The 22,974-nt window shown below is 67.2% G+C and carries 23 protein-coding genes; 8 read left to right on the top strand and 15 right to left on the bottom strand.

All coding sequences use genetic code 11. From position 1 onward, the window contains the following. Positions 1-8: 8 nt before the first annotated feature. Entirely contained in the window at positions 9-1,031 is a 1,023-nt protein-coding gene (locus tag HFGMBDPB_RS22945; protein WP_133073457.1) for a tripartite tricarboxylate transporter substrate binding protein, read from the bottom strand. Beyond that, positions 1,028-2,350, bottom strand: a complete 1,323-nt coding sequence (locus HFGMBDPB_RS22940; RefSeq protein ID WP_026062891.1) for an arylsulfatase — start codon at positions 2,348-2,350, stop codon at positions 1,028-1,030. The genes HFGMBDPB_RS22945 and HFGMBDPB_RS22940 overlap by 4 nt, the downstream gene beginning before the upstream one ends. A 150-nt stretch (positions 2,351-2,500) precedes the next feature. Here HFGMBDPB_RS22940 and HFGMBDPB_RS22935 point away from each other — a divergent pair, with 150 nt between their 5' ends. After that, on the top strand, positions 2,501-3,397 hold the full coding sequence (locus HFGMBDPB_RS22935) for a LysR family transcriptional regulator (RefSeq protein WP_013802902.1): 897 nt from the start codon (positions 2,501-2,503) through the stop codon (positions 3,395-3,397). Between the two features lie 57 nt (positions 3,398-3,454). Here HFGMBDPB_RS22935 and HFGMBDPB_RS22930 read toward each other — a convergent pair whose 3' ends face one another. Beyond that, the gene (locus HFGMBDPB_RS22930; protein ID WP_016448135.1) at positions 3,455-4,753 is read right to left on the bottom strand and encodes a D-amino acid dehydrogenase; all 1,299 of its coding nucleotides are present in this window, start codon (positions 4,751-4,753) and stop codon (positions 3,455-3,457) included. A gap of 114 nt (positions 4,754-4,867) precedes the next feature. Here HFGMBDPB_RS22930 and HFGMBDPB_RS22925 point away from each other — a divergent pair, with 114 nt between their 5' ends. Further along, on the top strand, positions 4,868-5,353 hold the full coding sequence (locus HFGMBDPB_RS22925; RefSeq protein WP_016448134.1) for a winged helix-turn-helix transcriptional regulator: 486 nt from the start codon (positions 4,868-4,870) through the stop codon (positions 5,351-5,353). Between the two features lie 809 nt (positions 5,354-6,162). After that, positions 6,163-6,915: a DUF11 domain-containing protein gene (locus tag HFGMBDPB_RS29830; RefSeq protein WP_223275246.1), complete on the top strand. Its 753-nt coding sequence runs from the start codon at positions 6,163-6,165 to the stop codon at positions 6,913-6,915. Positions 6,916-6,940: 25 nt separating this feature from the next. On the opposite strand, the gene HFGMBDPB_RS22915 is transcribed toward HFGMBDPB_RS29830, so the two are convergent. The 8 genes from HFGMBDPB_RS22915 to HFGMBDPB_RS22880 all read right to left on the bottom strand — a co-directional run bounded on the left by HFGMBDPB_RS22915 (position 6,941) and on the right by HFGMBDPB_RS22880 (position 14,217). After that, the gene (locus HFGMBDPB_RS22915; protein ID WP_016448132.1) at positions 6,941-7,531 is read right to left on the bottom strand and encodes an HD domain-containing protein; all 591 of its coding nucleotides are present in this window, start codon (positions 7,529-7,531) and stop codon (positions 6,941-6,943) included. A gap of 46 nt (positions 7,532-7,577) precedes the next feature. Further along, positions 7,578-8,438 (bottom strand): phosphodiesterase, encoded by an 861-nt coding sequence (locus tag HFGMBDPB_RS22910; protein WP_133073455.1) that lies wholly within the window; start codon positions 8,436-8,438, stop codon positions 7,578-7,580. After that, the gene (locus HFGMBDPB_RS22905) at positions 8,425-9,486 is read right to left on the bottom strand and encodes an ABC transporter ATP-binding protein (protein WP_012204960.1); all 1,062 of its coding nucleotides are present in this window, start codon (positions 9,484-9,486) and stop codon (positions 8,425-8,427) included. The genes HFGMBDPB_RS22910 and HFGMBDPB_RS22905 overlap by 14 nt, the downstream gene beginning before the upstream one ends. Beyond that, on the bottom strand, positions 9,476-10,243 hold the full coding sequence (locus HFGMBDPB_RS22900; RefSeq protein WP_034347925.1) for an ABC transporter permease: 768 nt from the start codon (positions 10,241-10,243) through the stop codon (positions 9,476-9,478). The genes HFGMBDPB_RS22905 and HFGMBDPB_RS22900 overlap by 11 nt, the downstream gene beginning before the upstream one ends. Positions 10,244-10,362: 119 nt before the next feature. Continuing rightward, a complete protein-coding gene (locus tag HFGMBDPB_RS22895; RefSeq protein ID WP_046239739.1) occupies positions 10,363-11,220 on the bottom strand; it encodes an ABC transporter permease in 858 nt (285 codons plus the stop codon). After that, the gene (locus HFGMBDPB_RS22890) at positions 11,217-12,242 is read right to left on the bottom strand and encodes an ABC transporter substrate-binding protein (protein ID WP_017407209.1); all 1,026 of its coding nucleotides are present in this window, start codon (positions 12,240-12,242) and stop codon (positions 11,217-11,219) included. Before HFGMBDPB_RS22890 ends, HFGMBDPB_RS22895 begins: the two co-directional genes overlap by 4 nt. A gap of 79 nt (positions 12,243-12,321) precedes the next feature. Continuing rightward, positions 12,322-13,311, bottom strand: coding sequence for a LacI family DNA-binding transcriptional regulator (locus tag HFGMBDPB_RS22885; protein WP_133073454.1), 990 nt, complete (start codon positions 13,309-13,311; stop codon positions 12,322-12,324). A gap of 126 nt (positions 13,312-13,437) precedes the next feature. Then, positions 13,438-14,217, bottom strand: a complete 780-nt coding sequence (locus tag HFGMBDPB_RS22880; protein WP_212646335.1) for a nucleotidyltransferase domain-containing protein — start codon at positions 14,215-14,217, stop codon at positions 13,438-13,440. 169 nt (positions 14,218-14,386) lie between these two features. Here HFGMBDPB_RS22880 and HFGMBDPB_RS22875 point away from each other — a divergent pair, with 169 nt between their 5' ends. Further along, positions 14,387-15,775 (top strand): GntP family permease, encoded by a 1,389-nt coding sequence (locus HFGMBDPB_RS22875; RefSeq protein ID WP_017407212.1) that lies wholly within the window; start codon positions 14,387-14,389, stop codon positions 15,773-15,775. A gap of 489 nt (positions 15,776-16,264) precedes the next feature. Continuing rightward, positions 16,265-16,531 carry a translation initiation factor IF-1 gene (gene infA, locus HFGMBDPB_RS22870; protein WP_016448120.1) on the top strand — a complete coding sequence of 89 codons (267 nt, stop codon included), beginning with the start codon at positions 16,265-16,267 and terminating at the stop codon, positions 16,529-16,531. 141 nt (positions 16,532-16,672) lie between these two features. Here infA and HFGMBDPB_RS22865 read toward each other — a convergent pair whose 3' ends face one another. The 4 genes from HFGMBDPB_RS22865 to HFGMBDPB_RS22850 form a co-directional block, all read right to left on the bottom strand. After that, positions 16,673-16,942: a pentapeptide MXKDX repeat protein gene (locus HFGMBDPB_RS22865; RefSeq protein ID WP_074923931.1), complete on the bottom strand. Its 270-nt coding sequence runs from the start codon at positions 16,940-16,942 to the stop codon at positions 16,673-16,675. Positions 16,943-17,046: 104 nt separating this feature from the next. Next, a complete protein-coding gene (locus HFGMBDPB_RS22860) occupies positions 17,047-17,838 on the bottom strand; it encodes a molybdopterin-dependent oxidoreductase (RefSeq protein ID WP_016448118.1) in 792 nt (263 codons plus the stop codon). Continuing rightward, a complete protein-coding gene (locus HFGMBDPB_RS22855) occupies positions 17,835-18,488 on the bottom strand; it encodes a cytochrome b/b6 domain-containing protein (RefSeq protein WP_502757479.1) in 654 nt (217 codons plus the stop codon). The genes HFGMBDPB_RS22860 and HFGMBDPB_RS22855 overlap by 4 nt, the downstream gene beginning before the upstream one ends. 69 nt (positions 18,489-18,557) lie before the next feature. Continuing rightward, complete coding sequence (locus HFGMBDPB_RS22850) at positions 18,558-19,481, bottom strand: LysR family transcriptional regulator (protein ID WP_212646333.1); 924 nt, start codon at positions 19,479-19,481, stop codon at positions 18,558-18,560. A gap of 114 nt (positions 19,482-19,595) precedes the next feature. Between HFGMBDPB_RS22850 and HFGMBDPB_RS22845 the strand changes: the two genes are divergently transcribed. The 3 genes from HFGMBDPB_RS22845 (at position 19,596) to HFGMBDPB_RS22835 (ending at position 22,785) form a co-directional block, all read left to right on the top strand. Continuing rightward, positions 19,596-20,549: a hydroxymethylglutaryl-CoA lyase gene (locus HFGMBDPB_RS22845; RefSeq protein ID WP_212646332.1), complete on the top strand. Its 954-nt coding sequence runs from the start codon at positions 19,596-19,598 to the stop codon at positions 20,547-20,549. 29 nt (positions 20,550-20,578) lie between these two features. Continuing rightward, positions 20,579-21,724: a CaiB/BaiF CoA transferase family protein gene (locus HFGMBDPB_RS22840; protein WP_349305392.1), complete on the top strand. Its 1,146-nt coding sequence runs from the start codon at positions 20,579-20,581 to the stop codon at positions 21,722-21,724. Positions 21,725-21,801: 77 nt separating this feature from the next. Then, positions 21,802-22,785, top strand: a complete 984-nt coding sequence (locus tag HFGMBDPB_RS22835) for a tripartite tricarboxylate transporter substrate binding protein (RefSeq protein WP_212646330.1) — start codon at positions 21,802-21,804, stop codon at positions 22,783-22,785. The last annotated feature ends 189 nt before the right edge of the window (positions 22,786-22,974 follow it).

Here is a 22,974-nt window from a genome sequence, read left to right as displayed (position 1 = left end):
CTGTGAGGTCAGTCCAGCGCCAGGCGCCGGTCTGCAGCCAGCTTCTTCCACTTGGCGTTGTCCTGGGACATGAAGCGCTGGATCTCGGGCAGCGACATGGGCGTGGCCACGGCCCCTGCGGCCTGCAGCGTGGGGCGCAGCTCGGGCGACTGCATGGCCTGGTTGATCCATTGGTTGAGCTGGGCCAGCCGCTCGGGGGGCGTGCCGGAGGGCACGGCCACGGCATACCACTGGGTGGCCTCGTAGCCGGGCACGCCGGCCTCGCGCATGGTCGGTACATCAGGCAGGCTGTCTATGCGCGTGGCGCTGGTCACGGCATAGGCCTTCAGCCGGCCCGACTGGATGTGCGGCAGCACGGGCGTCACGCCCAGCATGGCCAGGGGGATCTGCCCGCCCACCACATCGGTCACGGCCTGCCCGCCACCCTTGTACGGCACATGCACCATGCTGGTGGCCGCCAGGGCGTTGAGCAGTTCGCCCGCCAGATGCTGGGAGGTGCCCGTGCCCGAACTGGCGTAGCTCCATTGGCCCGGTTTGGCTTTCATGGCGGCTACCAGCTCGCCCAGGCTGCCGGCTGCACCCGGGGCTGGGCCCACCAGCACCATGGCGCCCCGGGCCATCACGGCCACGGCGGTCAGCTCGCGGCCCACCTCGGGCTGGCGCGGGCCGGACAGCTGCGGTCCCGGAACGGAGACCAGGGTCAGGCCATCGGCAGGTGCCTTGGCCGCCGCCTGCAGGCTGATCGCGCCCGAGGCGCCCGGCCGGTTCTCCACCACCACGCTGACACCGGCCCTGGCCTCCAGTTGACGGGCCACATGGCGGGTCAGCACGTCCAGGCTGCCGCCGGGCGCAAAGCCCACGATCCAGGTGATGGGCTTGCCCTGCGGCGCGTGCGCCGCCGGCTCGGCCGCGCGGGTTGTGGGCAGTGCAAGGGCCAGCAGGGCTGCGGCGGCCAGGGGGCGCAGTGCATGGCGGCGGGTGGTCGGCAGGCGGCCGCTGGCCTGCGGGGCGGGTAGGGGTGCGCAGGTCATTGGTCGGGGGCGCCGGGCGCGGTGTTGGGGTGTGCTTTGCAGCTTTCGTTGAAGCGCTGGACCATGGTCAGCATGGGGTTGAGCACCCAGGTGTTGAAGATCAGCACGTCATGCTCCTCCTTGGGATCGCGCACGATGTTGAACAGGTAGGGTGACTCCAGCTTGCCCTTGCTCTCGTTGACCTCGGGCTCCCAGTAGAAATGCAGCTTCCAGTCGCGCCACTTCGCGGCCCGCAACTGGTCCTTGATGTAGAAGAGAAAGCCCTCGCGCGCGGACCGGGGCTCGCCCAGCAGGAAGGCCGTCTGGTCCAGGCCGTCGATGGGCCGGTCCTGTGGCACGGCGGCGCCCGCCACCGCCGCCAGGGTGGAGAAGATGTCGGTCACGTGCATGATTTCGTTGCTGGTGCGCCCGGCCTGGATGCGGCCCGGCCAGCGTGCGATGAAGGGCACGCGCAGGCTGCCCTCCATGGCCGTGTGGTAGGTGCCGCGCCAGGGGCCGGCCGTGCCGCGGTAGGGCTGGCGGAACTCGGGGCCGTTGTCGCTGCAGAAGATGAACAGCGTGTCCTCGCGCAGGCCGAGCCGGTCGATCTCGTCCGAGATCTGGCCCACGCGGTGGTCCATCTCCACCATGGAGTCGGCAAAGTCGCCCTGGCCGGTGCGGCCCGCGAAATCCGCATGCGGCAGCGTGGGAAAGTGCAGGTGCACCAGGGGAAGGTACAGAAAGAAGCGGCGGTCCCGGGCGTGGTTGCGGCGCATGAAGTCCAGCGAGCGCTCCACCAGCTCGGCATCGATGTTGCGCCGCGATTCCAGGTCATAGACCTTGACATCGTCCGAGAGCGCGCCCGCGCGGCCTTCCATGATGTGGGGCAGGGGCGCCACCAGGGGGTCGTAGCCCGTGGTCGCGGTGAACTGGCTTTCGTCCGTGGTGCGCGGAATGCCGTACCACTCATCGAAACCCCGGTCCGAGGGATAACGGCCCGGAATGTCCCCCAGATGCCATTTGCCGAAATGCGCCGTGGCATATCCCTGGGCGGACAGCAGCTGCGCCAGCGTGGTCTCGCCGCGCGTCAGGCCCTGGGGCAGCCCGGCCGGCACCGATTGCAGGGCACCCGTGCGGATGGGGTGGCGCCCCGTCATCAGGGCCGAGCGCGTGGGCACGCAGTCGCTTTCCACGTTGAAGTTCTGCAGCAGCAGTCCCTCGGAGGCCAACTGGTCGATGCGCGGAGTGGGCGCGCCGCGCAGCGCACCGCCGCCGTAGCAGCCCAGCTCGCCCCAGCCCAGGTTGTCCGCGACGATGAGCACGATGTTTGGTGGGTTCATGATGTGGCTCAAAAAGTTTCCATGCCAAAACTCTAGCCACAAGCCCTGTCTTGGTGATAACCAAACCAGCGAAAATCGATGCACATCTGGAATGGCTTTGCTCGGCAAGGTAGCAAGCTTTCTCGTTTTTCTTCGTTGACAAGGAATGGCATGACGGGATTTGCCTATAACGAGCTGGCCTGCTTTCTGGCCGTGGCCGAGCATGGCCATTTCGGGCGTGCGGCCGCTGCCCTGCAACTGACCCAGCCGGCCGTCTCCAAGATCGTGCGCCGCGTGGAGCAGGGCGTGGGAGCGGCCCTGTTCACGCGCGGAACGCATGGCGTGGCTCTGACCAGCAGCGGCCAGCTGTTCATGGAGCCCGCGCGTCAACTGGTCTTGCGGCATGAGGAGACGATGCGCGCCGCCAGCGACATCCAGGCCCAGCATGTGGGCCTGATCCGCCTGGGCTTCACGCAGGCCACCTCGGAAAGCCGCGCCACCCGGGCCGTGGCCGAGCTGCTGCGCCGCCGCCCCGGCCTGCGCGTGCGGCTGACCGTGGGCAAGTCCGATGACCTGGAGCGCGCGCTGCTCGACGGCAGCCTGGACCTGGCCGTGGTGCCGTCCTACCCGGGCCATGCCACGCGCTGCGCCCAGGTGGTCATCGGCGAGGACGAGCTATGGGCCGCCGCACGGCCGCGCCACCCGCTGTTCCAGCTGGCGCTGGAGCAGGGCCTGAGGTTCGGGCATTTGCAGGGCTACTCCTGGGCCTTGCCGGCACCGGGCGCCGCCGTGCGCAAGGTGGTGGACGAGGCCTTCGCGGCCCAGGGCCTGGGCGCGCCCACCGTGGCCCTGGAGATCCAGCACAACACCGAGGCCACCATCGACATCGTGGGCCAGACCGACCTGCTGTGCTACGTGCCCAGCCATGTGCTGCGCAGCAATCCCGAGCGCCTGCAGTCCCTGCCCATCCCCGAGCTGCGCACGCGCCGCAGCTGGCTTCTCATCAGCCACCCCAAGGCCCATTGGTCGCCGCTGATGTCCGCGCTGCGGGACCTGACGCTGGGGTAGCGGCCCGTAAAGCAGGGCCGGTGCGGGCTGGCTTCAGATGTTCAAGGTGTCTTGCGCTCAGGCAGAGACGGGCGTGGAGCTGCCCCCCAGATGCCGGGCCGGCCGGTGCGTGTAGCGGTCCAGGGCCAGGCCGTCGGTGCTGATTTCGGGGCTGCGGCCGGTGATCAGGTCGGCGATCAGCCGGCCCGAGCCGCAGGCCATGGTCCAGCCCAGCGTGCCGTGGCCGGTGTTCAGGAACAGGTTGGAGTAGCGCGTGGCGCCGATGATGGGCGTGCCGTCCGGCGTCATGGGCCGCAGCCCGGTCCAGAAGCTGGCGCGCGCCACGTCGCCGCCCGGGAACAGGTCGTTGACCACCAGTTCCAGCGTGGCGCGGCGGCGCGGGTCCAGGCGCAGGTCGAAGCCGCCCAGCTCGGCCATGCCGCCCACGCGGATGCGGTCGTCAAAACGGGTGACGGCAATCTTGTAGGTCTCGTCCAGCACGGTGGACTGCGGCGCCAGCGCCGGGTTGCCCAGCGGCACGGTGAGCGAATAGCCCTTGACGGGGTAGACGGGCAGGTCCAGCCCCAGCGGCTCCAGCGCCTGGCGCGAGTAGCTGCCGAAGGCCATCACGTAGCGGTCGGCGGTCAGCAGTTCGCCATTGACGCGCACGCCGGCAATGCGGCCGCCTTCGACCACCAGGCCATCCACGTTCTGGTTGAAGCGCAACTCCACGCCCAGGCCGGTGGCGATGCGGGCCAATTCATTGGTGAAGCGGTGGCAGTCGCCGGTCTCGTCCTTGGGCAGGCGCAGGCCGCCGGTCAGCCGGTCGCGCGCCTGGGCCAGCGCGGGTTCCACCTGGGCCAGCTGGTCGCGGTCCAGCAGTTCGTAGGGCACGGCGCATTCGCGCAGCACGGCCACATCGCGCTCCACGGCGTCCAGCTGGGCCTGGGTGCGGAACAGTTGCAAGGTGCCGCCGGTGCGCTGCTCGTAGGCGATGCCGGTGTCGGCGCGCAGCTGCTGCAGGCAGCTGCGGCTGTACTCGGCCACACGCATCATGCGTTCCTTGTTGACGGCGTAGCGCTGGGCAGAGCAGTTGCGCAGCATCTGCGCCATCCAGCGCAGCTGGAACAGGCTGCCGTCCAGGCGCACGGCCAGCGGCGCGTGTTCCTGCAGCATCCACTTCAGGGCCTTGAGCGGAATGCCGGGCGCCGCCCAGGGCGTGGAGTAGCCGGGCGAGACCTGGCCCGCGTTGGCAAAGCTGGTTTCGGACGCGGGCGCATCCTGCCGGTCCAGCACCGTGACCTCGGCACCGGCCCGCGCCAGGTAGTACGCACTGGTCACGCCGATGACACCGCCGCCAAGAACAAGGACTTTCATGGGATTCACCGCCAGGTCAACAAGATGAAATCAAAGTCTATTGACGATGAGGCAGTGGAAACCACTGAAATATTGATAATCTCCAGTGATTGATCATCCCCGGGAAGCACCGCCATGGCCGCCAGAAGTGAAAACCGCGTGCTCGACCGCACCGACCGCAAGATCCTCGACATCCTGCAGCGCGACGGCCGCATCTCCATGACCGAGCTGGCCGAGCAGGTCAGCCTCTCGGCCACGCCCTGCTCGGAGCGCGTGCGCCGCCTGGAGCGCGATGGCGTGATCACCGGCTACCACGCCCATCTGTCGCCCGAGGCGCTGGGCAAGACGCTGCTGGTGTTCGTGGAGATCAAGCTGTCGTCCAAATCGGGCGAGGTCTTTGACAAGGTGCGCCAGGAACTGCTGCACGTGCCCGACGTGCTGGAGTGCTTCCTGGTCTCGGGCAGCTTCGACTACCTGGTCAAGGCCCGCCTGGGTGGCATGCGCGAGTACCGCCGCCTGCTGGGCGACATCCTCAAGAAACTGCCCGTGCCGGCCGAGTCGCACAGCTATGTGGTGATGGAGGAGGTCAAGGAGACGCTGGCGCTGCCTGTGGATCGGTGAGGGAGCCGTCCTCGGTGTTCCAGGGGCGGATCTACCCCCATTCCTTATTGTTATTTACTGTTTGAAACGTTTGTCACAATAGATTTGATTCAAATGGGGTATTGTGCGATCCCATCCAAATGGATATTGGGCGGCAGATCGGTTGTTATGGAGTTCCGCATTCATCGGCGCTCTCCGTTGAAAAGTAGGCAGGACGACAACTTGGAGTTCCATTCCAATGGCGGTATTGCAAATATTTGTCATTGAAGGGTGAATTTTTGAGATTAGTGATTTTTAAAGTTCAATGCCAGTGATACCTTGATAGTGCAAATCTATCTATCACTGGGAGTTCTATGAAAAATCACGCCCTCATGGCTGCCTTGATGGCCGGTGCAGCAATCTCGGCCTGCCCACCCGCCAGCGCGCAAGTGACGCGTTACTTCGGGGAGATGAGAACCTCCTACTCGGATTTCCAGGATCGCACGGCTTGTCCCCTGGGGCCTCACGGTTCATGCCAGGATTTTCCGAGGACCGCCCGCCTGGCTGGCTGGTTTGAAACGGCCGCACCCTTGCAACCCGACCTGGACGAGAGCGAAATAAGGGCGCTGGTGACTTCCTATAGTTTCTCGGACGGATTGACCACCTACAGCAGTGACGACCCGGATGTGCGCGCATTCATATTCAGGGTTTCCACGGACAGTGGGTCCAATATCGTGAGAAACAGAATCCACCTTCAACGCTGGCTGACGGGAAACAATCCGCACCGCTCCATCAATGGCGTTGGCCCGGGTGGATCTCCCAATGATGTGGATATGCTGAGCCGGTTTGAAATGGCCACGGAACAGGTGGCGGCCGTGAACAACGCGATGTGCGCTTCCCTGTTCTCGGAAACATCCCAGCAGGTCAGCCATTCGGGTGAGAGCGACACCTGTCTGGGGACCTATGAGATGCCCGACAACGGCGTGTCCGTTGCGTGGACCGGGGCGCCCGTGCAAAACCAGAACGTCATGTCCTGGCACAGGGAGGCCGTGCATCCTGCCCTGTCGTTGACCCACAGCATCTCGCCCGCAGGCCAGGTGCAGGCGGGGCAGGAGGTGCGCTACACCATCACCGTCAGGAATACGGGGACCGTGGCCGCCACCCAGGCGCAGATTGCCGACAGCCTGCCGGCCGGCCTGGAGCGCGCCACCTGGACCTGTACGCCCGGCGCCAGCACGCCATGTCCCGTGGCGTCAGGCTCCGGATCGCTGGCGGTCACGGTGCCCGTGTTCGCGGCAGGAGACTCGCTGGTGTTCACCGTGATGGCCAGCGTGTCCAACCCGGCGCCCGCAACCATTACCAATGTGGCCACCGTGGATGCCGGGGACCCGTCGGTGCAGTGCATGCAAGCAGGGCAGGTCGTGGGAACGGTGCCGTGCATGGCTTCCGCGTCCATCAATACGGTGGCAGCTTTCCCCGGCGGTGGACAGGTGACCCCCGTGCCGACGCTGCAGCACACAGCCCTTGCGGTCCTGAGCCTGCTGGCCGCAGCCATCGGATGGAGGGGGCTGGGGCGGCGCCAGCGGGTCGGCGCGGGCCGCTGACGCGGCCACAGGGGCGCTGGCGCAGCTAGGTCGCGCTGGCGTCCTGCGCGGCGGCGCCCATTTTCTGGCGCGTGTCCTCGTCGAGCAGGCTGCGTACCTGGGCGAACAGAGGATCGGCGCCCGTGTACTTCCTGCCGTAGCCCAGGTTGAAGCCGTAGTCGAAATCCTGCGGATTGATCCCCTGGTTGTGCTGCAGGATGGTCTCCAGCTTGTCCAGGGCCTTGACGGCGCGGGCCTCGGGCGTGGCGGCGTCTTCGTACTCCTGCCACAGGGCCATGATGGCGTCGCGGTGCCCGGGCTGCAGCGAGCGGGTCAGGTGCAGCAGGTCGGCCTTTTCCTGCGCGCTCTTGTCGGGGTGCTGGTTCTTTTCCACGGCGGGGATGTCGCCGTGGATGGCCTCGCCCAGGTCGTGGATCACGCACAGCTTGAGCAGCTTGAGCATGTCCAGCTGTGCGAACTGGTCCTCGAAGGCGATCGCCATCAGGCACAGGCGCCAGCTGTGCTCGGCCGTGCTTTCGGTGCGGCCGGTGGAGGTGTGGGCGCTGCGCAGCACGCTCTTGAGCTTTTCCGCCTCGCGCAGGAAGTCCAGGCGGCCCTTGATGTTGTTGATATCCATGGCGGATATTCTCGTCGGCTTTCACCAGGGCCGCGCGCGTCCGGGCTCAGTCGATCAGCCGCCCCTGCGCATCCCAGAACGGGTGCGGTCCGTCAAACTGGCCGCTGGCCACGGCATGGCTGACCAGCCGGCCGCCGGGCGGCAGGGCGTGCAGCATGAAGCCGGGCGGCTCCAGCGTCCAGGCCGATGCGGCGTCGGGCGCCAGGTCCAGGCAGACCTGGTGGGCGGGCGCGGGCGAGGTCATGGCCACCGTGCCGCCGAAGGCGACCTGGATGCTGCGGTGCAGGTGGCCGCAGATCACGCGCTGCACGTTGGGGTGGCGGCGCACCAGGTCTTCGAGTGCCTGCGCACCCTGCAGCAGGCCGATCTTGTCCATGTGGCCTATCAGGGTCTCGAAGGGCGGGTGGTGCATGGCGATGACCACGGGGCGGCCTTCGCTGGCGGCCAGTTGCAGCTCCAGCCATTGCAGGCGCTCCTCACACAACGCGCCCTCGCTGTGGCCGGGCACCACGGTGTCCAGCGCGATCAGCCGCAGATCGCCGATGTCCACGGCGTACTGGATGAAGCCTTCGCTGCGCAGCCAGGTGTGCTCGGGAAAAGCGGTGCGCAGCGCGTCGCGGTCATCGTGGTTGCCGGGCAGCAAGTAGATGGGAAGCTTGCCCAGCGGCGCCAGCAGGCTGCGCAGGTGGGCGTATTCGGCGGGCCGGCCGAAGTCGGTCAGGTCGCCGGTGATCACCAGGGCGTGCGGCTGCTGGGGCAGGGCCAGCACGCTTTGCACCGTGCGCTCCAGGTATTGGGCGGTATCGATGCGGCGGTAGGTCAGGCGGCCGGGTTCGCGGATGTGCAGGTCGGTGAGCTGGGCCAGGAAGGTGGTCATGGAGGGGCGCAGGGTTTCAGGCGTGGGCATGGTTGGGCATCCATTGGTGGGGGGCGATGCGCAAGGCCACGCGGTCGCCCGATTGCGCGGCGTGGTCGCGCGCCACGTCGGCCATCAGCGGCGTGTGGCCCGCCAGTTCCAGCGTGAGCTGCAGGCGGTCGCCCAGGAAGACGCGGCGCGCCACCGATGCGGGCACGGCGCCCGGCGTGCCGGCGGCGCAGACCTCGATGTCTTCAGGGCGCAGCAGCAGCCGGGCCGCGCCCGTGCACTCGGCCGGGCAGGCCAGCTCCATGCCGGCCAGCGCCAGCCGGTTGCTGCGCGCATCGTCGTCGCTGCGTTCGACCTGGTTCACGCGCCCCAGGAAGGTGGCGACAAAGGGATGGGCCGGGCGGCGGTACAGGCTTTCACCGTCGCCCACCTGCAGGATGCGGCCTGCCTGCATGACGGCCATGCGGTCGGCAATGGCCATGGCCTCCTGCTGGTCGTGCGTGACATGGACGGCGGTGATGCGCAGCTGGCGCAGCAGCTGGGCCAGCTCGTCGCGCAGGGTTTCCTTGAGCTTGGCGTCCAGTGCGGTCAGCGGCTCGTCCAGCAGCAGCACGCGCGGGCGCGATGCCACGGCGCGGGCCAGGGCCACGCGCTGGCGCTGGCCGCCGGACAGTTCGGCCGGGCGCTTGTGCTCCAGGCCGTTCAGGCGCACCAGGTCCACCAGTTCGCCCACCACGCGGCGCTGCTCCTGCTCGGACACGCCGCGTATGCGCAGGCCGTAGGCTATGTTGGCCTGCACGCTCATCTGCGGGAACAGCGCGTAGTGCTGGAACACCATGCCCACCTGGCGCTTTTCTATGGGCACGCGGGTGACGTCGGTGTCGCCGAAGGCGATGCGGCTGCCCGCATCCGGCGTCTCCAGCCCCGCGATGATGCGCAGCAGCGTGGTCTTGCCGCAGCCCGAGGGGCCCAGCAGGGCCAGCACCTCGCCGGGCTCCACGCGCAGGTCGGTGGCCTGCAGGCCGCGGGTGCCGTCGGCATAGGTCTTGGCACACTGCCGGATGTCGATGGCGACGCTGTTACTTTCCATAATGCTTCTCGATGAAATGCCCCAGCGCCTGCAGCAGCCACATCACGGGCAGGATGACGATGAGGAAGATGAGGGTGTAGGCCGAGCCCACCTCGATGCGCATGGACGCATAGCTGTCGGCCAGGCCCACGGGCAGGGTGCGCGTCAGCGGCGTATGCAGCATCCAGGTCAGGTTGAACTCGCCCATGGACAGGGTGAACACCATCAGGCAGGCGGCCACGATGGCGGGCAGCACGGCTGGCACCAGCACGCCCAGGAAGCGCTGCGCGAACGAGGCGCCCAGGCTGCGCGCAGCCTCCTCCAGCGCCACCAGCTCCTGGCGGCGCAGTGCCGAGCCCACCATGCGCACCATGAAGGGCAGGGTGAACACCACATGGCCCACCAGGATGAAGGCAAAGCTCTGGCGGAAGGCGGCCACGCTGCCATAGGCCAGCAGCAGGGCCAGGGCGCTGGCCAGGCCCGGAATGGCCACGGGCAGGGTCAGCAGCTCCTCGAAATGCCGGGCCCAGGGCGAGCGGCTGCGCGCCAGCGCATAGGCGCACGGCACGCCCAGCACCAAGGTCATGGCCACGCAGGCGCAGGCCAGCAGCAGCGACATCAGCACGGTATTGCCGTAGCCGGCCCAGACCTCGGCCAGCCAGCGCGTGGTCAATCCGCTGGACAGGCCCTGGCCGTAGTTCTGCACCAGCCCGGCCAGCACCGACAGCAGCATGGGCGCCAGCATGAACACGGTGACGGTGGCGGTCACCAGCCACATCAGCGGCGGCATTTTTGGCCGCCGGGCCGCCCCAAGGCAAAAAGCGGCCCCTTCGGGGGGCAGCGGACCTTGCGCTGCAAGGGCAGCGTGGGGGCTATTTTTTTGTGTGGTCCGCATGTTCAGACTCCTGTGGCGGCCGGGCCCGCCCAGCGCCGCGACAGCCACAGCACCAGCCAGGTGATCAGCCCCAGGCTGATCGACAGGCTGGCGGCCAGGGCGAAGTTGGCGTAGTTGGTGAACTCGTTGTAGATGGTGATGGGCAGCACCTCGAACTTGCTCGACAGCGTGAAGGCCGTGCCGAAGGCGCCGACCGACGTGGCGAACACGATGGCGCCGCAGGCCAGCGTGGTGGGCAGCAGCTGCGGCCACCACACATCGCGCGCCACGCGCCAGCCATTGCCGCCCAGCGAGCGCGCGGCCTCTTCCAGGTGCGGGTCCAGCGCCTCGGCCGCTGCCGTGTAGGAGGCGATGGCGCGCGGCAGCGAGAAGTACAGGTAGCCCAGGAACAGGCCCAGCAGCCCGTAGGCGAAGGTGATCCGCTCGCCGCCCAGGGCCACCGACAGATCGGCCAGCGCGCCCTGGCGCCCGCCCAGCAGGATGATGAAAAAGCCGATGATCACGCCCGGAAACGACAGCGGCAGCGTCAGCAGCGACAGCAGCAGGCCGCGCCCCGTGAAGCGGTGGCGCGCCAGCGCAATGCCCATCACCGCGCCGATCAGCAGCGTGGCCAGGGTCACGGCCAGCGACAGGGCCAGCGTCTGCAGCAGGCTTTGCAGGTACAGCGCGTCGGTCAGCGTGGCGAAGTAGGTGCGCCAGCCTTCACGCGCCGGCAGCGCCAGCAGCAGGCCGGCCGGCAGCAGCCAGAACGCGGCGAAGAAGGCCACGGCTGGCGCGCTGCAGGCCAGCAGCAGCGCGCGGGCGCGCCAGTCGCCTGGCGCTTGGGAGGGAATGCCCACGATGCAGTCCGCCCGGCTCAACGCACTTCACGCAGGTAGCGCGTGGAGAAGCCCTTTTGCACATCGGCCATCTTCTGGTAGTCCACCGAGGTGGCGCGTGCGTACTCGCTGGCGGGCAGGAAATGGCCGGCCACCTCCTTGGGCAGGGCCACGTCGCGCACGGGGCGCAGGTAGGCGTTGGCCCAGATGGACTGGCCCTTGTCGGACAGCACATAGTCCAGCACCTTCTTGCCGTTGTCCGTGTGCGGCGCCTTGTTCACCAGGCTCATCACATAGGGCATGACCACGGTGCCTTCCTTGGGGATCACGAAGTCCACGTCGGCCTTGTCCTTGTAGCGGGCGCGGTAGGCGTTGAAGTCGTAGTCCAGCAGGATGCCGATCTCGCCCGACAGCAGGCGTGCATACGAGGTCTGCTTGGGCACGATGGGCTCGTTCTTCTGCAGCTTCTTGAAGTAGTCGATGGCGGGCTGGAAGTTGTCCAGCGTGCCGCCCATGGCCTGGTTCACGGCCACGGCGCCCACATAGCCCACGAAGGCCGATGCCGGGTCCAGGTAGCCGACCAGGCCCTTGTATTCGGGCTTGAGCAGGTCTGCCCAGGACTGCGGCACGGGCTTGCCGCCCAGCGCCGCCTTGTTGACCATGAAGCCCAGCGTGCCCGAATGGATGGTCACCCACTCGCCCTTGGGGTCCTTGAGGCCGGCGGGAACCTGGTCCCAGTGGGCGGGCTTGTAGGCGGCGACCACGCCGTCTTTCTGCGCCTGGATGGCGAAGGTCACGCCCAGGTAGGTCACGTCGGCCACGGGGCTGGCCTTCTCGGCCACCAGCTGGGCCAGCGACTGGCCGGAGTTCTTGTTGTCGGGCGGCACGGTGATGCCGGTATCGGCCTTGATGGCCTTGATCTGCGTGCCCCAGTCGGCCCATTCGGGAGGGCAGTTGTAGCAGATGGCGCTCTGGGCCAGCGCCGTGCCGCAGACGGCGGTGGTGGCGGCCAGCAGGGCAAGGCGCTTGAAGGAGAGCTTGAAGGGGAGGGCAGTCAGTTTCATGGTGCGTACTCGAAGAGGTGGGGGAGCGTGGGGAAGGGAAGGGCGCGGCCTTGGCTTGCGCGGGCCGCTGTTGTTGGTTTCAGAGCCGGCAGGACTCGCCGCTGCGCCAGCCATGCGGCAGGCACAGGCTGTCCTGCGCGGCCAGGGTTTTCTTGCCCGCCAGCGCATCGCACAGCAGGCGCACGCAGGCCGAGCCGATCTCGTGGTTGGGCTGGGAAATCGAGGCCAGCGAAGGCGTGAGATCGCCCGCCATGGCAATCCCGTCAAAGCCGACCACGCTGAGGTCCGCAGGCACGCGGAACCCGGCCAGCGATGCCGCGCGGATGGTGCGTATCGCCAGCAGATCGTTGCTGCAGACAATGGCCGTGGGCGGAGCCTGCTCGCTCAGGTGCTGCTGCAGCATCTGCACGGCGGTGGCGGCAAAGGGCACCTCCCAGACCGGCAGCGGCGCCAGGCCTGCGGCCTGCATGCCCAGCGCATAGCCACGGCAGCGCTGCTGGGCGCGGTCGGACGCCTGCAACTGGCCCGTGACCATGCCGATGCGGCTGTGGCCTGCCGCAGCCAGGCGCAGCACCAGCTCCCTGACGGCGCCCGTGTTGTCCACGCCCACGCAGGCATGCTCATGGGTGTGGTGATAGGCCAGCACATAGGGCTTGCCGGCCTGGCGCACACGCGCCAGCGCCGCCGAATCGCCAGGGTTGGAGACCACCAGCACCAGCGCATCCACCCCGCTGGCCAGCAGCCGCGTGGTGGCCGCGTCTTCACCGGCGTGGTCGTATTCGGTGGTGCAAGGCGAAATCGCATAGCCGCGCAGCGCCGCCTGTGAGGCAATGCCCTGCAGGCACTCGGCAAACACCGGATTGGTGAGCGTGGGCAGCACCACGCCCAGCACCTTGCTGCTGCGCGTGCGCAGCGTGCGGGCGCTGGCATTGGCCACATAGCCCACTTCCTGCGCCACGCGCAGCACCGTGCTGCGCGTTTGCGCATTGACCACCTCCGGCGAATTGAAAACCCGCGAAACAGTGGCGACGGACAGGCCCGCGCGGCGTGCAACCTCGGTGATGCTCATGGATGTAAACGATTTCTTGAAAACGTTTACATTGCACCCGCTGCGCGTGACGGTGCCGTGACGGAGATTTGAAGCTTTTGTGGCAGCCAGGCGTTTGGCGGCTTGGGCCCTGGCGTTGCCCGGTACCTAGACTGCCGTAGATGCAGCCCGCTGGTGCCGAATCCAGCTGATGAAGGCCGAAAGCTCTGCGTTGAAACGAGCTCTGGGTGCCTCGGGCGTCCTTGCCTGCGCCAGAAAGAAAGCCATGGACTGCGCCATTCCCGGATGGAGCTGCGCAAAGCAATCGGCGAACTCCTCCAGCGTGCGCGGCCAGAAGCCCCCTGAGCAGGAGCGCAGCACATTGGTGGCCCGGATCAGCTTGCGTGCGGCTTCGCGTTGCAGGCGCAGGGCCTCCGTGTCGTCCCGGGTTGCAGCAATGCGCTGCAGGTAGTCGTTCAGCACCTGCACGTAGTCACCATTGACGGCTTGTGCAATCGCCCTGGACGGCTCGAACGCCTCAAACTGCTGCGCCAGGTCTTCTCCATGGATGCAGCGGCACTCATGCTTGAGCCAGTAGCCCCAGCTGTAGAGATGGGCCGGGTCCAGCACCTCTTGCAGAGTGCCCAGGTCGAAATCGATCTTCACGACTTCTGTGTGACGTAGTTGCAGGTCCTGGCGCAACTGCTCCAGCCGGGCGCTCTCCTGTCCACTAAGGGAGCGCACCAGCACCACCGTCAGGTCCAAGTCCGAGAAGCCCGCCCTTGCGCAGCCGCGCGCCACGCTGCCATACAGGTAGAGGCTGTCCAGCGCCTCGCCGAGGGCGCTGGCGATCGATGCGCGCGCATCTGCCACCAAATCCACAAATTCCGGCTGGATGGGGGCTCTGACAAAGACTTCGAGAGTGCCAGCGGAGCCGAGGTTGTTCATTGGTCTTGCAGTAGTGGAACGGGAGGCACGGCTCTGAGCCAGTCTCCTGCGAACAAGCCTGGAGCCTACAGGCCCCCTTCAGGGTCAGGCATAGGATTTGCAGCGATTGGAAACCGCATGCATCCCAGCGTGCGGGCGTCCATCATAAAAACACAACTCCAAGCCTCCTATGTCTTCATTCGATACCCAACTGCTGCTCATCGCGCTGGCCAGCGTGCTGGTCCTGGTCGCGCTGATCGTCTCGCGCATCCGTCTTCATCCCCTGCTGGCGCTGCTGGTGGTTTCCATTGGCGTGGGCTTTGCCACCGGCATGGCGCCGGGCGAGATCGTCAAGAACCTCACCAACGGGGCCGGCAAGACGCTGGGTGCGGTGGGCGTGGTGATTGCCTTGGGCGCCATGCTGGGCAAGATCCTGGCGGACTCCGGCACCACCGAGCGGCTGGCCGGTGCCATCCTGCAGCGCACGTCCGAGCGCATGATTCCCTGGGCCATGACCCTGGTGGCCTTCGTGATCGGCATTCCCATGTTCTTCGAGGTGGGGCTGGTGGTCATGCTGCCGCTGATCTTCAGCGTGGCGCGCAAGCTGGAAAGCAATGAGCGCTTCAAGGGATCGGCCTATGTCTATGTGGGCGTGCCCGTGATCGCCGCGCTGGCCGCCATGCACGGCATGGTGCCGCCGCACCCCGGCCCGCTCACCGCCATTGCCACGCTGCACACCACGGTCGGCCCGACCATGCTGTACGGCTTTCTGGCCGTGATCCCCGCCATGGTGCTGGGCGGCCCGCTGTACGGCGCCTTCATCACGCCGCGCATGAGTACGCGCCCCGATGCAGCCCTGCTGGAGCAGTTCACATCAGGCAAGAAGGAAGGCGGGGAGGGCAGTGCGCCCAGCATCGGCATGGGCGTGCTGTGCGCCTTGCTGCCCGCGCTGCTGATGCTGGTGCATGCGCTGGCCGAGGTGCTGCTGCCCAAGGATTCGGGCCTGCTGCATGCAGCGGCCTTCCTGGGCAATCCGCTGGTGGCCATGCTGCTGGGCGTGGTGTTTGCCTCCATCACCCTGGGCTATCTGCGCGGCGCCGATGCCGAGAAGCTGCGAGACGCGCTGGGCCAGAGCCTCAAGCCCATCGCCGGCATCATGCTCATCATTGCGGGCGGCGGCGCCTTCCAGCAGATCCTGACCAGCGCCAAGGTGGGCGATGCCATCGTCCACATGACCCAGCAGTTCGCCCTGCCTCCGCTGGTGCTGGGCTGGATGATCGCCATGCTGCTGTCGGTGTCCACCGGCTCTGCCACCGTGGGCATCGTGGGCGCGGCTGGCCTGCTGGCGCCGCTGGCGGCCTCCGATCCTTCGCTGAACGTGCCGCTGCTGGCGCTGGCCATCGGCTGCGGTTCGCTGTTCTTCAACTATGCCAACCACGCGGGCTTCTGGATGGTGAAGGAGTCCTTCGGCATGAGCATGGGCGAGGCCACCAAGACCATTACCGTGGTGCAGTCCATCGTGTCCTTTGTGGGCCTGCTGATGGTGCTGCTGTTCAACCTGCTGCCCAAGCTGGGATAGGTGAAAGGCATGAGGCGGGCCGACGGCGGCCGCTTCGATGCCGCGGCAACCACCAAGAGAGGGCACTTCTTCCGGTTCGACTGCGAGTTGCCCCAGTCGCGGCAGGGAAAATGCCGCCCCGTACAGGTGCGGTACCCGGCGCCGCTTCAACGCGGGTCCGGCAATTGACCTATACTGCTGGAGGTGCTGTCCTTGTTGTTCGCCTCCTCAGTGCCCGTCTGACATTCTTGCAGTCCCCGGACTGCCGTTGGCCGCCCACTGTGACGAAGTCCGCAACTGTCACTCCCATCGGCGAGCACCACGCGGGTCCAACACCCTTCCCCGGGCCCGCACTCTCCCTGCCACCTGCAGGGGCCTCTTTCCCTTTTTTCCGATGATCCGCTGCCTGTGTGCAGCGGTCATCCTGCGCTGGCCCAAGGCCGCAGCATGGTGCTGCACCGGCAACTTGCGGCGACGCACCCCTTTCAACATGTACTCACAGGAGTCCCATTGGCTAAAGAAGAACTGATCGAAATGCAAGGCCGGGTAGACGAAGTGCTGCCTGATTCCCGCTTCCGCGTAACGCTGGAAAACGGCCACCAGCTCATCGCCTATACCGGCGGAAAAATGCGCAAGCACCGCATCCGCGTGCTGGCCGGCGACAAGGTGACGCTCGAGATGTCGCCCTATGACCTGAACAAGGGCCGTCTCACGTTCCGTCATATTGAGCAACGCTCCGGCGGCGCCCCGGGCCAGCGCCCACCGCAGCGCCGCTGAGGTCTGCCAGCCCGCTCTTGCCTCGGAGCGGGCATGGGGGGTGCACAGAAAGGACCCGGCTTTGCGCCTGGTCCCATGGCCGGCAGCCCCGCCAGCCCGGCCGCCCGGGCGGCATCGGCCGGGACAGGCGAGTTCCCCGGCTTACTTGGACATTCCGTCCTTGCCCATGGAGTCCTTCTTCATTGCGTCCTTGGACATGCCATCCTTGTGCATGCCGTCCTTGTGCATGGAGTCCTTCTTCATTCCATCCTTGGACATGGAATCCTTCTTCATCCCGTCCTTGGACATGGAATCCTTGGTCATTGCGCCCTTGGACATGCCGTCCTTGGACATCTCATCCGCAGCGAATGCCGAGGTGGCGCCGGCCAGGGCGAGGCAGGCGGCGAGCACGGTGGTGGTGAACTTGGTCATTTGAGTCTTCCTTTGGATTAGCGGTTTGCAGGTTGCACAAGCGGCCGGTCTTGCATGGCCCGGCCTCGCACCTTCGTTGGCGGCACAGCGGCTTGTGAGGCCGCTCAGCTGCCTCCGAACCAGTTGTAGCCCTGGTCTTCCCAGTAGCCGCCGGAGTAGGTGTTGGTGACGAACATGGCCTGGACGTGCTTCGGGTTCTTGTAGCCCAGCTTGGTGGGCATGCGAAGCTTCATCGGGAAGCCATATTTGGGCGGCAGGGGCTGCCCGTCGTAAGTCAATGCCATCAGCGTCTGCGGATGCAGGGCCGTGGCCATGTCGATGCTGGTGAAGTAGTCGTCCACGCACTTGAAGCCGACGTACTTGGCGCTGGTGTCGGCGCCTATATGGCGCAGGAAATCGGCGAAACGCACGCCGCCCCAGCGGCCTATGGCGCTCCAGCCCTCCACGCAGATATGGCGCGTGATCTGTTCTTCCTGCGGCATGGCGCGCAGCTCGGCCAGGCTCCAGGCATGGCGATCGGCGACCATGCCGGTCACTTCCAGGCGCCAGCTGGCCTCGTCCACCTCGCGCACCTCGTCCTCGCCGTAGTAGGCATTGAAGGGGAAGGGGCGCGTGATCTCGGCTGCTGAATAGGTGGGCGCCAGCCGCGTGGGGCTGAACAGCAGGCCCTGCACGCGGTCGTTGAAGCGCGATACCTGATTGAGCGCGGCCTCGACGTGGCTGTCATCGCTGATGCTGCAGCCCGTGAGCAGGGACAGGCCGCCCAGCGTGAGCGATCGCTGCAAAAAGGCGCGGCGTGCGGGCTGGTCGAGCTTGCGGACGATCAGCGAGCGTGCCTCGCGCACCACGGCCTCGCCATCGACGCCGGGCAGGGAAGGGGCTTTGAAGATTTTCATGGTGTCTTGGGCGCACGGCCGTGGATCATGGTCAGGAAGGTCCGGGGCACCAGGGCGACCATTGCCAGGTGCACCACCACAAAGGCGACCAGCGCAGCCATGCCGAAGAAGTGCACGCGCCTTGCGGACTCATAGCCGCCCAGCAGCTCGCGCAGCAGCGGGAACTGCACCGACTTCCACAGCACCAGGCCCGACAGCACGATCACCACCAGGTCCAGCACCACGAACAGGTAGGCCAGCTTTTGCACATGGTTGTAGCGGGCCGGGTCGGCGTGCGACAGCCGGCCCTTGAGGGCGGCCAACAGGTCCTGGCGCACGCCCTGCACCGTGATGGGAAAGAACTTGCGCAGCCACCGGCCGCTGGCGATGTTGAGCAGCAGGTACAGAAATCCGTTGAACACCAGCAGCCACATGGCCGCGAAGTGCCATTGCAGCGCCCCGCCCAGCCAGCCGCCCAGCGTGATCGAGCCCGGAAAGCTGAAATCAAAGAACGGCGCCGCGTTGTAGATGCGCCAGCCGCTGGTCACCAGGATGACCACGGCCAGCGCATTGAGCCAATGCGTGAGGCGCAGCCACAGCGGGTGGATGCGCTGGCCATCCTGGGGCTGTGCCGGTTGAGGGGTGATGAGGGCGGTGTTCATGGGTCCCATTGTTGGAGGGACCCTGTAGCGGATGTATCACGCAAACTTCAATTAATCGTGATAACTCCCAAGGCCGGCTCAGCCCGCCTGCGCGCACCCGGCCAGATAGTCCACCAGCGTGCGCGCCGCAGGCGATAGCCGGCTGCCGTCCCTGAAGCAGATGGCGAACTGGCGCCGCGCCCAGGCATCGGTGAGCGGCACCATGTGCACACCCTGCACACCCTGCACACCCTGACTGGGGCCCGCCATGCCCAGGATCTCCCTGGGCATGATGGCCACGCCCAGGCCGGCGCGCACGCAGCGGATCGTGGCGTCGAAGGAGCTGACCACGGCGCGGTAATTGATGGGCCGGCCGATGATGGCCGCCGCCCGCGCCAGCATGGTGTAGACGGCCGTGGAGGCGGGCAGGCCCACATGCTCGCAATCCAGCGTTTCGCTGAAACTGCAGCGGTCGCGCAAGGCCAGCGGGTGGCCGGCCGGCACGGCCACGGCCAGGGTGTCGCAGCGGTAGGGCGGGGTCTGCAGGCCCTCCAGATCGGCCGCGTTCCAGCACACGCCCACCAGGGCCAGGCCTTCGCGGATGGACCGGATGATTTCGCTGCTGGTCAGCTCCTCGATGTCCACGCGGATCTGCGCGTGCTCGGGCTTTTGCAGAAAGGCCGCAATGTCATCGGGCAGCGACTCGGCAATCGACGAGACCGAGGCCAGTATCCGCACCTGGCCCTTCACGCCATGCTGGTAGGCCGCCATGTCGCGGGCCGCGCGGTCGGCGCTGGCCAGCATGGCGCGTGCATGCTCCAGCAGCATCAGCCCGGCTGCCGTGGGCACCACGCCCCGGCGGTGGCGCTCCAGCAGCGGGGCCTGCACCTGCTCTTCCAGCAGCGCCATGCGCTTGCTGATGGCCGATGAGCCGATGTGCTGCTGCTCGCCCGCGCGGGCGATATTGCCCAGGTCGCAGGCCGCGACAAAGAGCCGCAGGGTGGTCAGGTCCAGGTCTTTCATGGCGGTTATGGATTTCCATTCGGGAAACTCTGAGGCGAAAAATTATCGCTTCTGCACGCTGGTTGGAATGTCTAAAGTGCCATTCAAGACAAACCACCCCACGCGAACCTTCCCATGCCAGAACCCATCCGTGCCCCGCAGTCCGCCGTCATCCGAGAGGTCGGCCTGCGCGATGGCCTGCAAAGCATCCAGACCGTGCTGTCCACCGAGCGCAAGAAGGAATGGATACGCGATGCCTACGCTGCCGGCCAGCGCGAGATCGAAGTCGGCTCCTTCGTCCCCGCGCGCCTGCTGCCCCAACTGGCCGACACGGCCGAGCTGGTGGCCTATGCCCGAACGCTGCCGGGCCTGTTCGTCTCCGTGCTGGTGCCCAACATGCGTGGTGCCGAAAGCGCCATCGCCAGCGGGGCCGACCTGATGCTGGTGCCGCTGTCGGCCAGCCATGCCCACAGCCTGGCCAACCTGCGCAAGACGCCCGATGAGGTCGTGGCCGAGGTGGCCCGCATGCGTGCCGCACGCGATGCGGCGGGTTCGACGATGCTGATAGAGGGCGGCATTGGCACGGCCTTCGGCTGCACGCTGCAGGGCCGGGTGGAACCGGCCGAGGTGCTGCGCTGCATGCAGGCGCTGCTGGACGCGGGGGCCGACCACGTCAGCATGGCCGACACCGTGGGCCATGGCGGGCCGGGCCAGGTGCAATCGCTGTTCGAGCAGGCGCGGCGCATTGCGGGCGAACGCTTTTGGTGCGGCCACTTCCACGACACGCGCGGCCTGGCCCTGGCCAATGTGCATGCCGCACTGCAAACCGGCGTCACGCGCTTCGACGCCACGCTGGCCGGCATCGGCGGCTGCCCCCATGCGCCCGGCGCCAGCGGCAATGCCTCCACCGAAGACCTGGCCTTCATGCTGGACACCATGGACATCGACACGGGCCTGGACATCGAGGCCCTGCTGCGCCTGCGCGCCAAGGTGGCCGCCTGGCTGGACGGCGAAAGCTTGCATGGCGCGCTGTGGCGCGCGGGCCTGCCGCGCAGCGTCAAAGCCGACGCAGCCCCTGCCGCTGAATGAACCCCTTACCTTCCCACGAGCACACCTGTATGGCCACCGAACCCCTGCTGCCGCTGTCCGGCATCCGCATCATCGAATTCACCCACATGGTCATGGGCCCCACCTGCGGCATGATCCTGGCCGACCTGGGCGCCGAAGTCATCAAGGTCGAGCCGCCGGGCGGCGACAAAACGCGCACGCTGCCCGGCCTGGGCATCGGCTTTTTCCGCAGCTTCAACCGCAACAAGAAAAGCGTGGTGCTGGACATCACCACCGAAGCGGGCCGCGCCACCGCTGCCGAGCTGGCCGCTGGCAGCGATGTGGTGCTGGAGAACTTCCGCCCCGGCCTCATGCAGTCCCTGGGCCTGGACTACGCCACGCTGTCGCAGCGCGCGCCCGGTCTCATCTACGTCAGCCACAAGGGCTTTCTGCCCGGCCCCTACGAGAAGCGCCTGGCGCTGGACGAGGTGGTGCAGATGATGGGCGGCCTGTCGTACATGACCGGCCCTGTGGGCCGGCCGCTGCGCGCGGGCACCAGCGTCAACGACATCATGGGCGGCATGTTCGGCGCCATCGGCGTGCTCGCGGCCCTGCGCGAGCGTGAGCGCACCGGGCGCGGCCAGGAGGTGCAAAGCGCGCTTTTCGAGAACTGCGTCTTCCTGTCCTCCCAGCACATGCAGCAGTACCTGATGACAGGAGAGGCACCGCCGCCCATGCCCTCGCGCGTGTCGGCCTGGAGCGTCTACGACGTGTTCACCCTGGCCGGTGGCGAGCAACTGTTCATCGGCGCCGTCAGCGACAAGCAGTTCGCCACCCTGTGCCGCGTGCTGGACCGCGCCGACCTGCTGCAGCGCCCCGAATACGCCGACAACGCCGCCCGCGTGGCCGTGCGCCCCCAACTGCTGGCCGAACTGGGCGCCATCCTGGCCAGCCATGAATCGGCCCGGCTTGCGCCGCAGCTGGAGGCCGCAGGCATTCCCTACGCGCCCATCACGCGGCCCGAGCAACTGGTGGACGACCCGCACCTGCGCCAAAGCGGCGGCCTGGCTTCCATGCAGACCGAAGACGGCGGCCAGACCGACGTGGTGCTGCTGCCCCTGCTCATGAACGGCCACCGTCCCGGCGTGCGCATGCCGCTGGCCGGGATTGGCGAGCACACCGAAGAAATCCTCGAAGCCCTTGCATCACAGACCTGACAGCCATCCCCGGGCGCCGAAGGCCGCAGAAAAACCACCCCGGCGCGCATGAGACAACACAAAAAGGAGACAACCCCATGCACTCGTCCCATCCCTTCCGCCGCCGCACCCTGCTGGCCCTGGCCGGCGCATCGCTGGGGGCCGCTGCCCTGGGCGTGCGCGCCCAAAATGGCACGCCGCTGCGCGTCATCCTGCCCGTGGGGGCAGGCTCGGGCGCCGACACCATCGTGCGCTCGGCCCAGACTGCGCTGGTGCGCTCGCTGGGCGGCCAGCCCGTGGTCATGGAGAACCTGCCGGGCGCGGGCGGCATCACGGGAACGCAGGCCCTGGTCAAGGCGCCGGCCGATGGCAACACCATCGCCTTCATCTCCAACAACCACGCCGTCAACCCCAGCGTCTTCAAGAAGCTGCCCTACGACAGCCTGGCCGACATCACGCCGCTGTCCATCGTCGGCGGCTCGCCCTTCGTGCTGGTCGTCCACCCCAAGGTGGCGGCGCGCAATGCGCGCGAACTGCAGGCGCTCATGAAGGCGCGGCCCGGCGACCTCAACTACGCCTCGTCCGGCAACGGCACCATCTTCCACCTCGCGGCCGAAGTCTTTCTGGACGCCGCCGGCGCCACGGCGCGCCATATTCCCTACAAGGGCGTCGGCCAGATGGTGGTGGACCTGCTCAGCGGGCAGGTGGACTTCGGCGTGATCGCCGTGGGCACGGCGCAGGCGCACCTCAAATCCGGCGCGCTGCGTGCCATCGGCATCATGGGCCGCGAGCGCGTGGCATCGCTGCCCGATTTGCCCACCGTAGCCGAGCAGGGCTTTCCCGGCGTGGACATCGCCGGCTGGGTGGCCGCCATCGGCCCCAAGGGCATGCCGCCCGCCCAGGTGCGGCGCCTGCACGACGGCATCGCCACCGCCTTTGCCGACCCCGAGGTCAAGGCCGGCTTTGCACGGCGCGACGAATACACCGTGCTCAACAGCCCCGAGGCGGCAGCCCAGTTCCTGCGCTCCGAGCAGGAGCGCTTTGCGCGCCTGGTCAAGAAGGCCAATGTCACGCTGGAGTAAGTCCGGATGGCCCTGATCTGGTCGGCTGTATCCCTGCGGGCGTAGTTTCTGAATGCGCTGCTGTCTTGCGCGCAAGGCCCCACGGCCGCGCAGGCAGTCTTCAGATGGGTGTGAAAAGGTCCGGGTGGTACCGCTTTGCCGACATGCCCGAGGCATGGTCGATTCATGGGCATCGTTGACATGTACTGG

This window comes from Delftia sp. PE138 (assembly GCF_018320755.1).
GTDB lineage: Bacteria > Pseudomonadota > Gammaproteobacteria > Burkholderiales > Burkholderiaceae_C > Comamonas > Comamonas tsuruhatensis.
Note: the sequence above shows the minus strand (reverse complement) of the source record. Positions and strands in the feature narration are given on the sequence as shown.

What these genes read in the sequence shown, in the direction of transcription:
- HFGMBDPB_RS22925 (WP_016448134.1), top strand. Translation starts at nt 4,868, where the DNA reads ATGGCCGCCAGAAGTGAAAACCGCGTGCTCGACCGCACCGACCGCAAG.
- HFGMBDPB_RS22935 (WP_013802902.1), top strand. Translation starts at nt 2,501, where the DNA reads ATGACGGGATTTGCCTATAACGAGCTGGCCTGCTTTCTGGCCGTGGCC.
- HFGMBDPB_RS29830 (WP_223275246.1), top strand. Translation starts at nt 6,163, where the DNA reads ATGGCCACGGAACAGGTGGCGGCCGTGAACAACGCGATGTGCGCTTCC.
- HFGMBDPB_RS22905 (WP_012204960.1), bottom strand. Translation starts at nt 9,486, where the DNA reads ATGGAAAGTAACAGCGTCGCCATCGACATCCGGCAGTGTGCCAAGACC.
- HFGMBDPB_RS22855 (WP_502757479.1), bottom strand. Translation starts at nt 18,488, where the DNA reads ATGGGACCCATGAACACCGCCCTCATCACCCCTCAACCGGCACAGCCC.
- HFGMBDPB_RS22930 (WP_016448135.1), bottom strand. Translation starts at nt 4,753, where the DNA reads ATGAAAGTCCTTGTTCTTGGCGGCGGTGTCATCGGCGTGACCAGTGCG.
- HFGMBDPB_RS22880 (WP_212646335.1), bottom strand. Translation starts at nt 14,217, where the DNA reads ATGAACAACCTCGGCTCCGCTGGCACTCTCGAAGTCTTTGTCAGAGCC.
- HFGMBDPB_RS22885 (WP_133073454.1), bottom strand. Translation starts at nt 13,311, where the DNA reads ATGAGCATCACCGAGGTTGCACGCCGCGCGGGCCTGTCCGTCGCCACT.
- HFGMBDPB_RS22875 (WP_017407212.1), top strand. Translation starts at nt 14,387, where the DNA reads ATGTCTTCATTCGATACCCAACTGCTGCTCATCGCGCTGGCCAGCGTG.
- HFGMBDPB_RS22845 (WP_212646332.1), top strand. Translation starts at nt 19,596, where the DNA reads ATGCCAGAACCCATCCGTGCCCCGCAGTCCGCCGTCATCCGAGAGGTC.
- HFGMBDPB_RS22940 (WP_026062891.1), bottom strand. Translation starts at nt 2,350, where the DNA reads ATGAACCCACCAAACATCGTGCTCATCGTCGCGGACAACCTGGGCTGG.
- HFGMBDPB_RS22900 (WP_034347925.1), bottom strand. Translation starts at nt 10,243, where the DNA reads ATGTGGCTGGTGACCGCCACCGTCACCGTGTTCATGCTGGCGCCCATG.
- HFGMBDPB_RS22910 (WP_133073455.1), bottom strand. Translation starts at nt 8,438, where the DNA reads ATGCCCACGCCTGAAACCCTGCGCCCCTCCATGACCACCTTCCTGGCC.
- HFGMBDPB_RS22860 (WP_016448118.1), bottom strand. Translation starts at nt 17,838, where the DNA reads ATGAAAATCTTCAAAGCCCCTTCCCTGCCCGGCGTCGATGGCGAGGCC.
- HFGMBDPB_RS22945 (WP_133073457.1), bottom strand. Translation starts at nt 1,031, where the DNA reads ATGACCTGCGCACCCCTACCCGCCCCGCAGGCCAGCGGCCGCCTGCCG.
- HFGMBDPB_RS22865 (WP_074923931.1), bottom strand. Translation starts at nt 16,942, where the DNA reads ATGACCAAGTTCACCACCACCGTGCTCGCCGCCTGCCTCGCCCTGGCC.
- HFGMBDPB_RS22840 (WP_349305392.1), top strand. Translation starts at nt 20,579, where the DNA reads ATGGCCACCGAACCCCTGCTGCCGCTGTCCGGCATCCGCATCATCGAA.
- HFGMBDPB_RS22915 (WP_016448132.1), bottom strand. Translation starts at nt 7,531, where the DNA reads ATGGATATCAACAACATCAAGGGCCGCCTGGACTTCCTGCGCGAGGCG.
- HFGMBDPB_RS22850 (WP_212646333.1), bottom strand. Translation starts at nt 19,481, where the DNA reads ATGAAAGACCTGGACCTGACCACCCTGCGGCTCTTTGTCGCGGCCTGC.
- HFGMBDPB_RS22835 (WP_212646330.1), top strand. Translation starts at nt 21,802, where the DNA reads ATGCACTCGTCCCATCCCTTCCGCCGCCGCACCCTGCTGGCCCTGGCC.
- HFGMBDPB_RS22890 (WP_017407209.1), bottom strand. Translation starts at nt 12,242, where the DNA reads ATGAAACTGACTGCCCTCCCCTTCAAGCTCTCCTTCAAGCGCCTTGCC.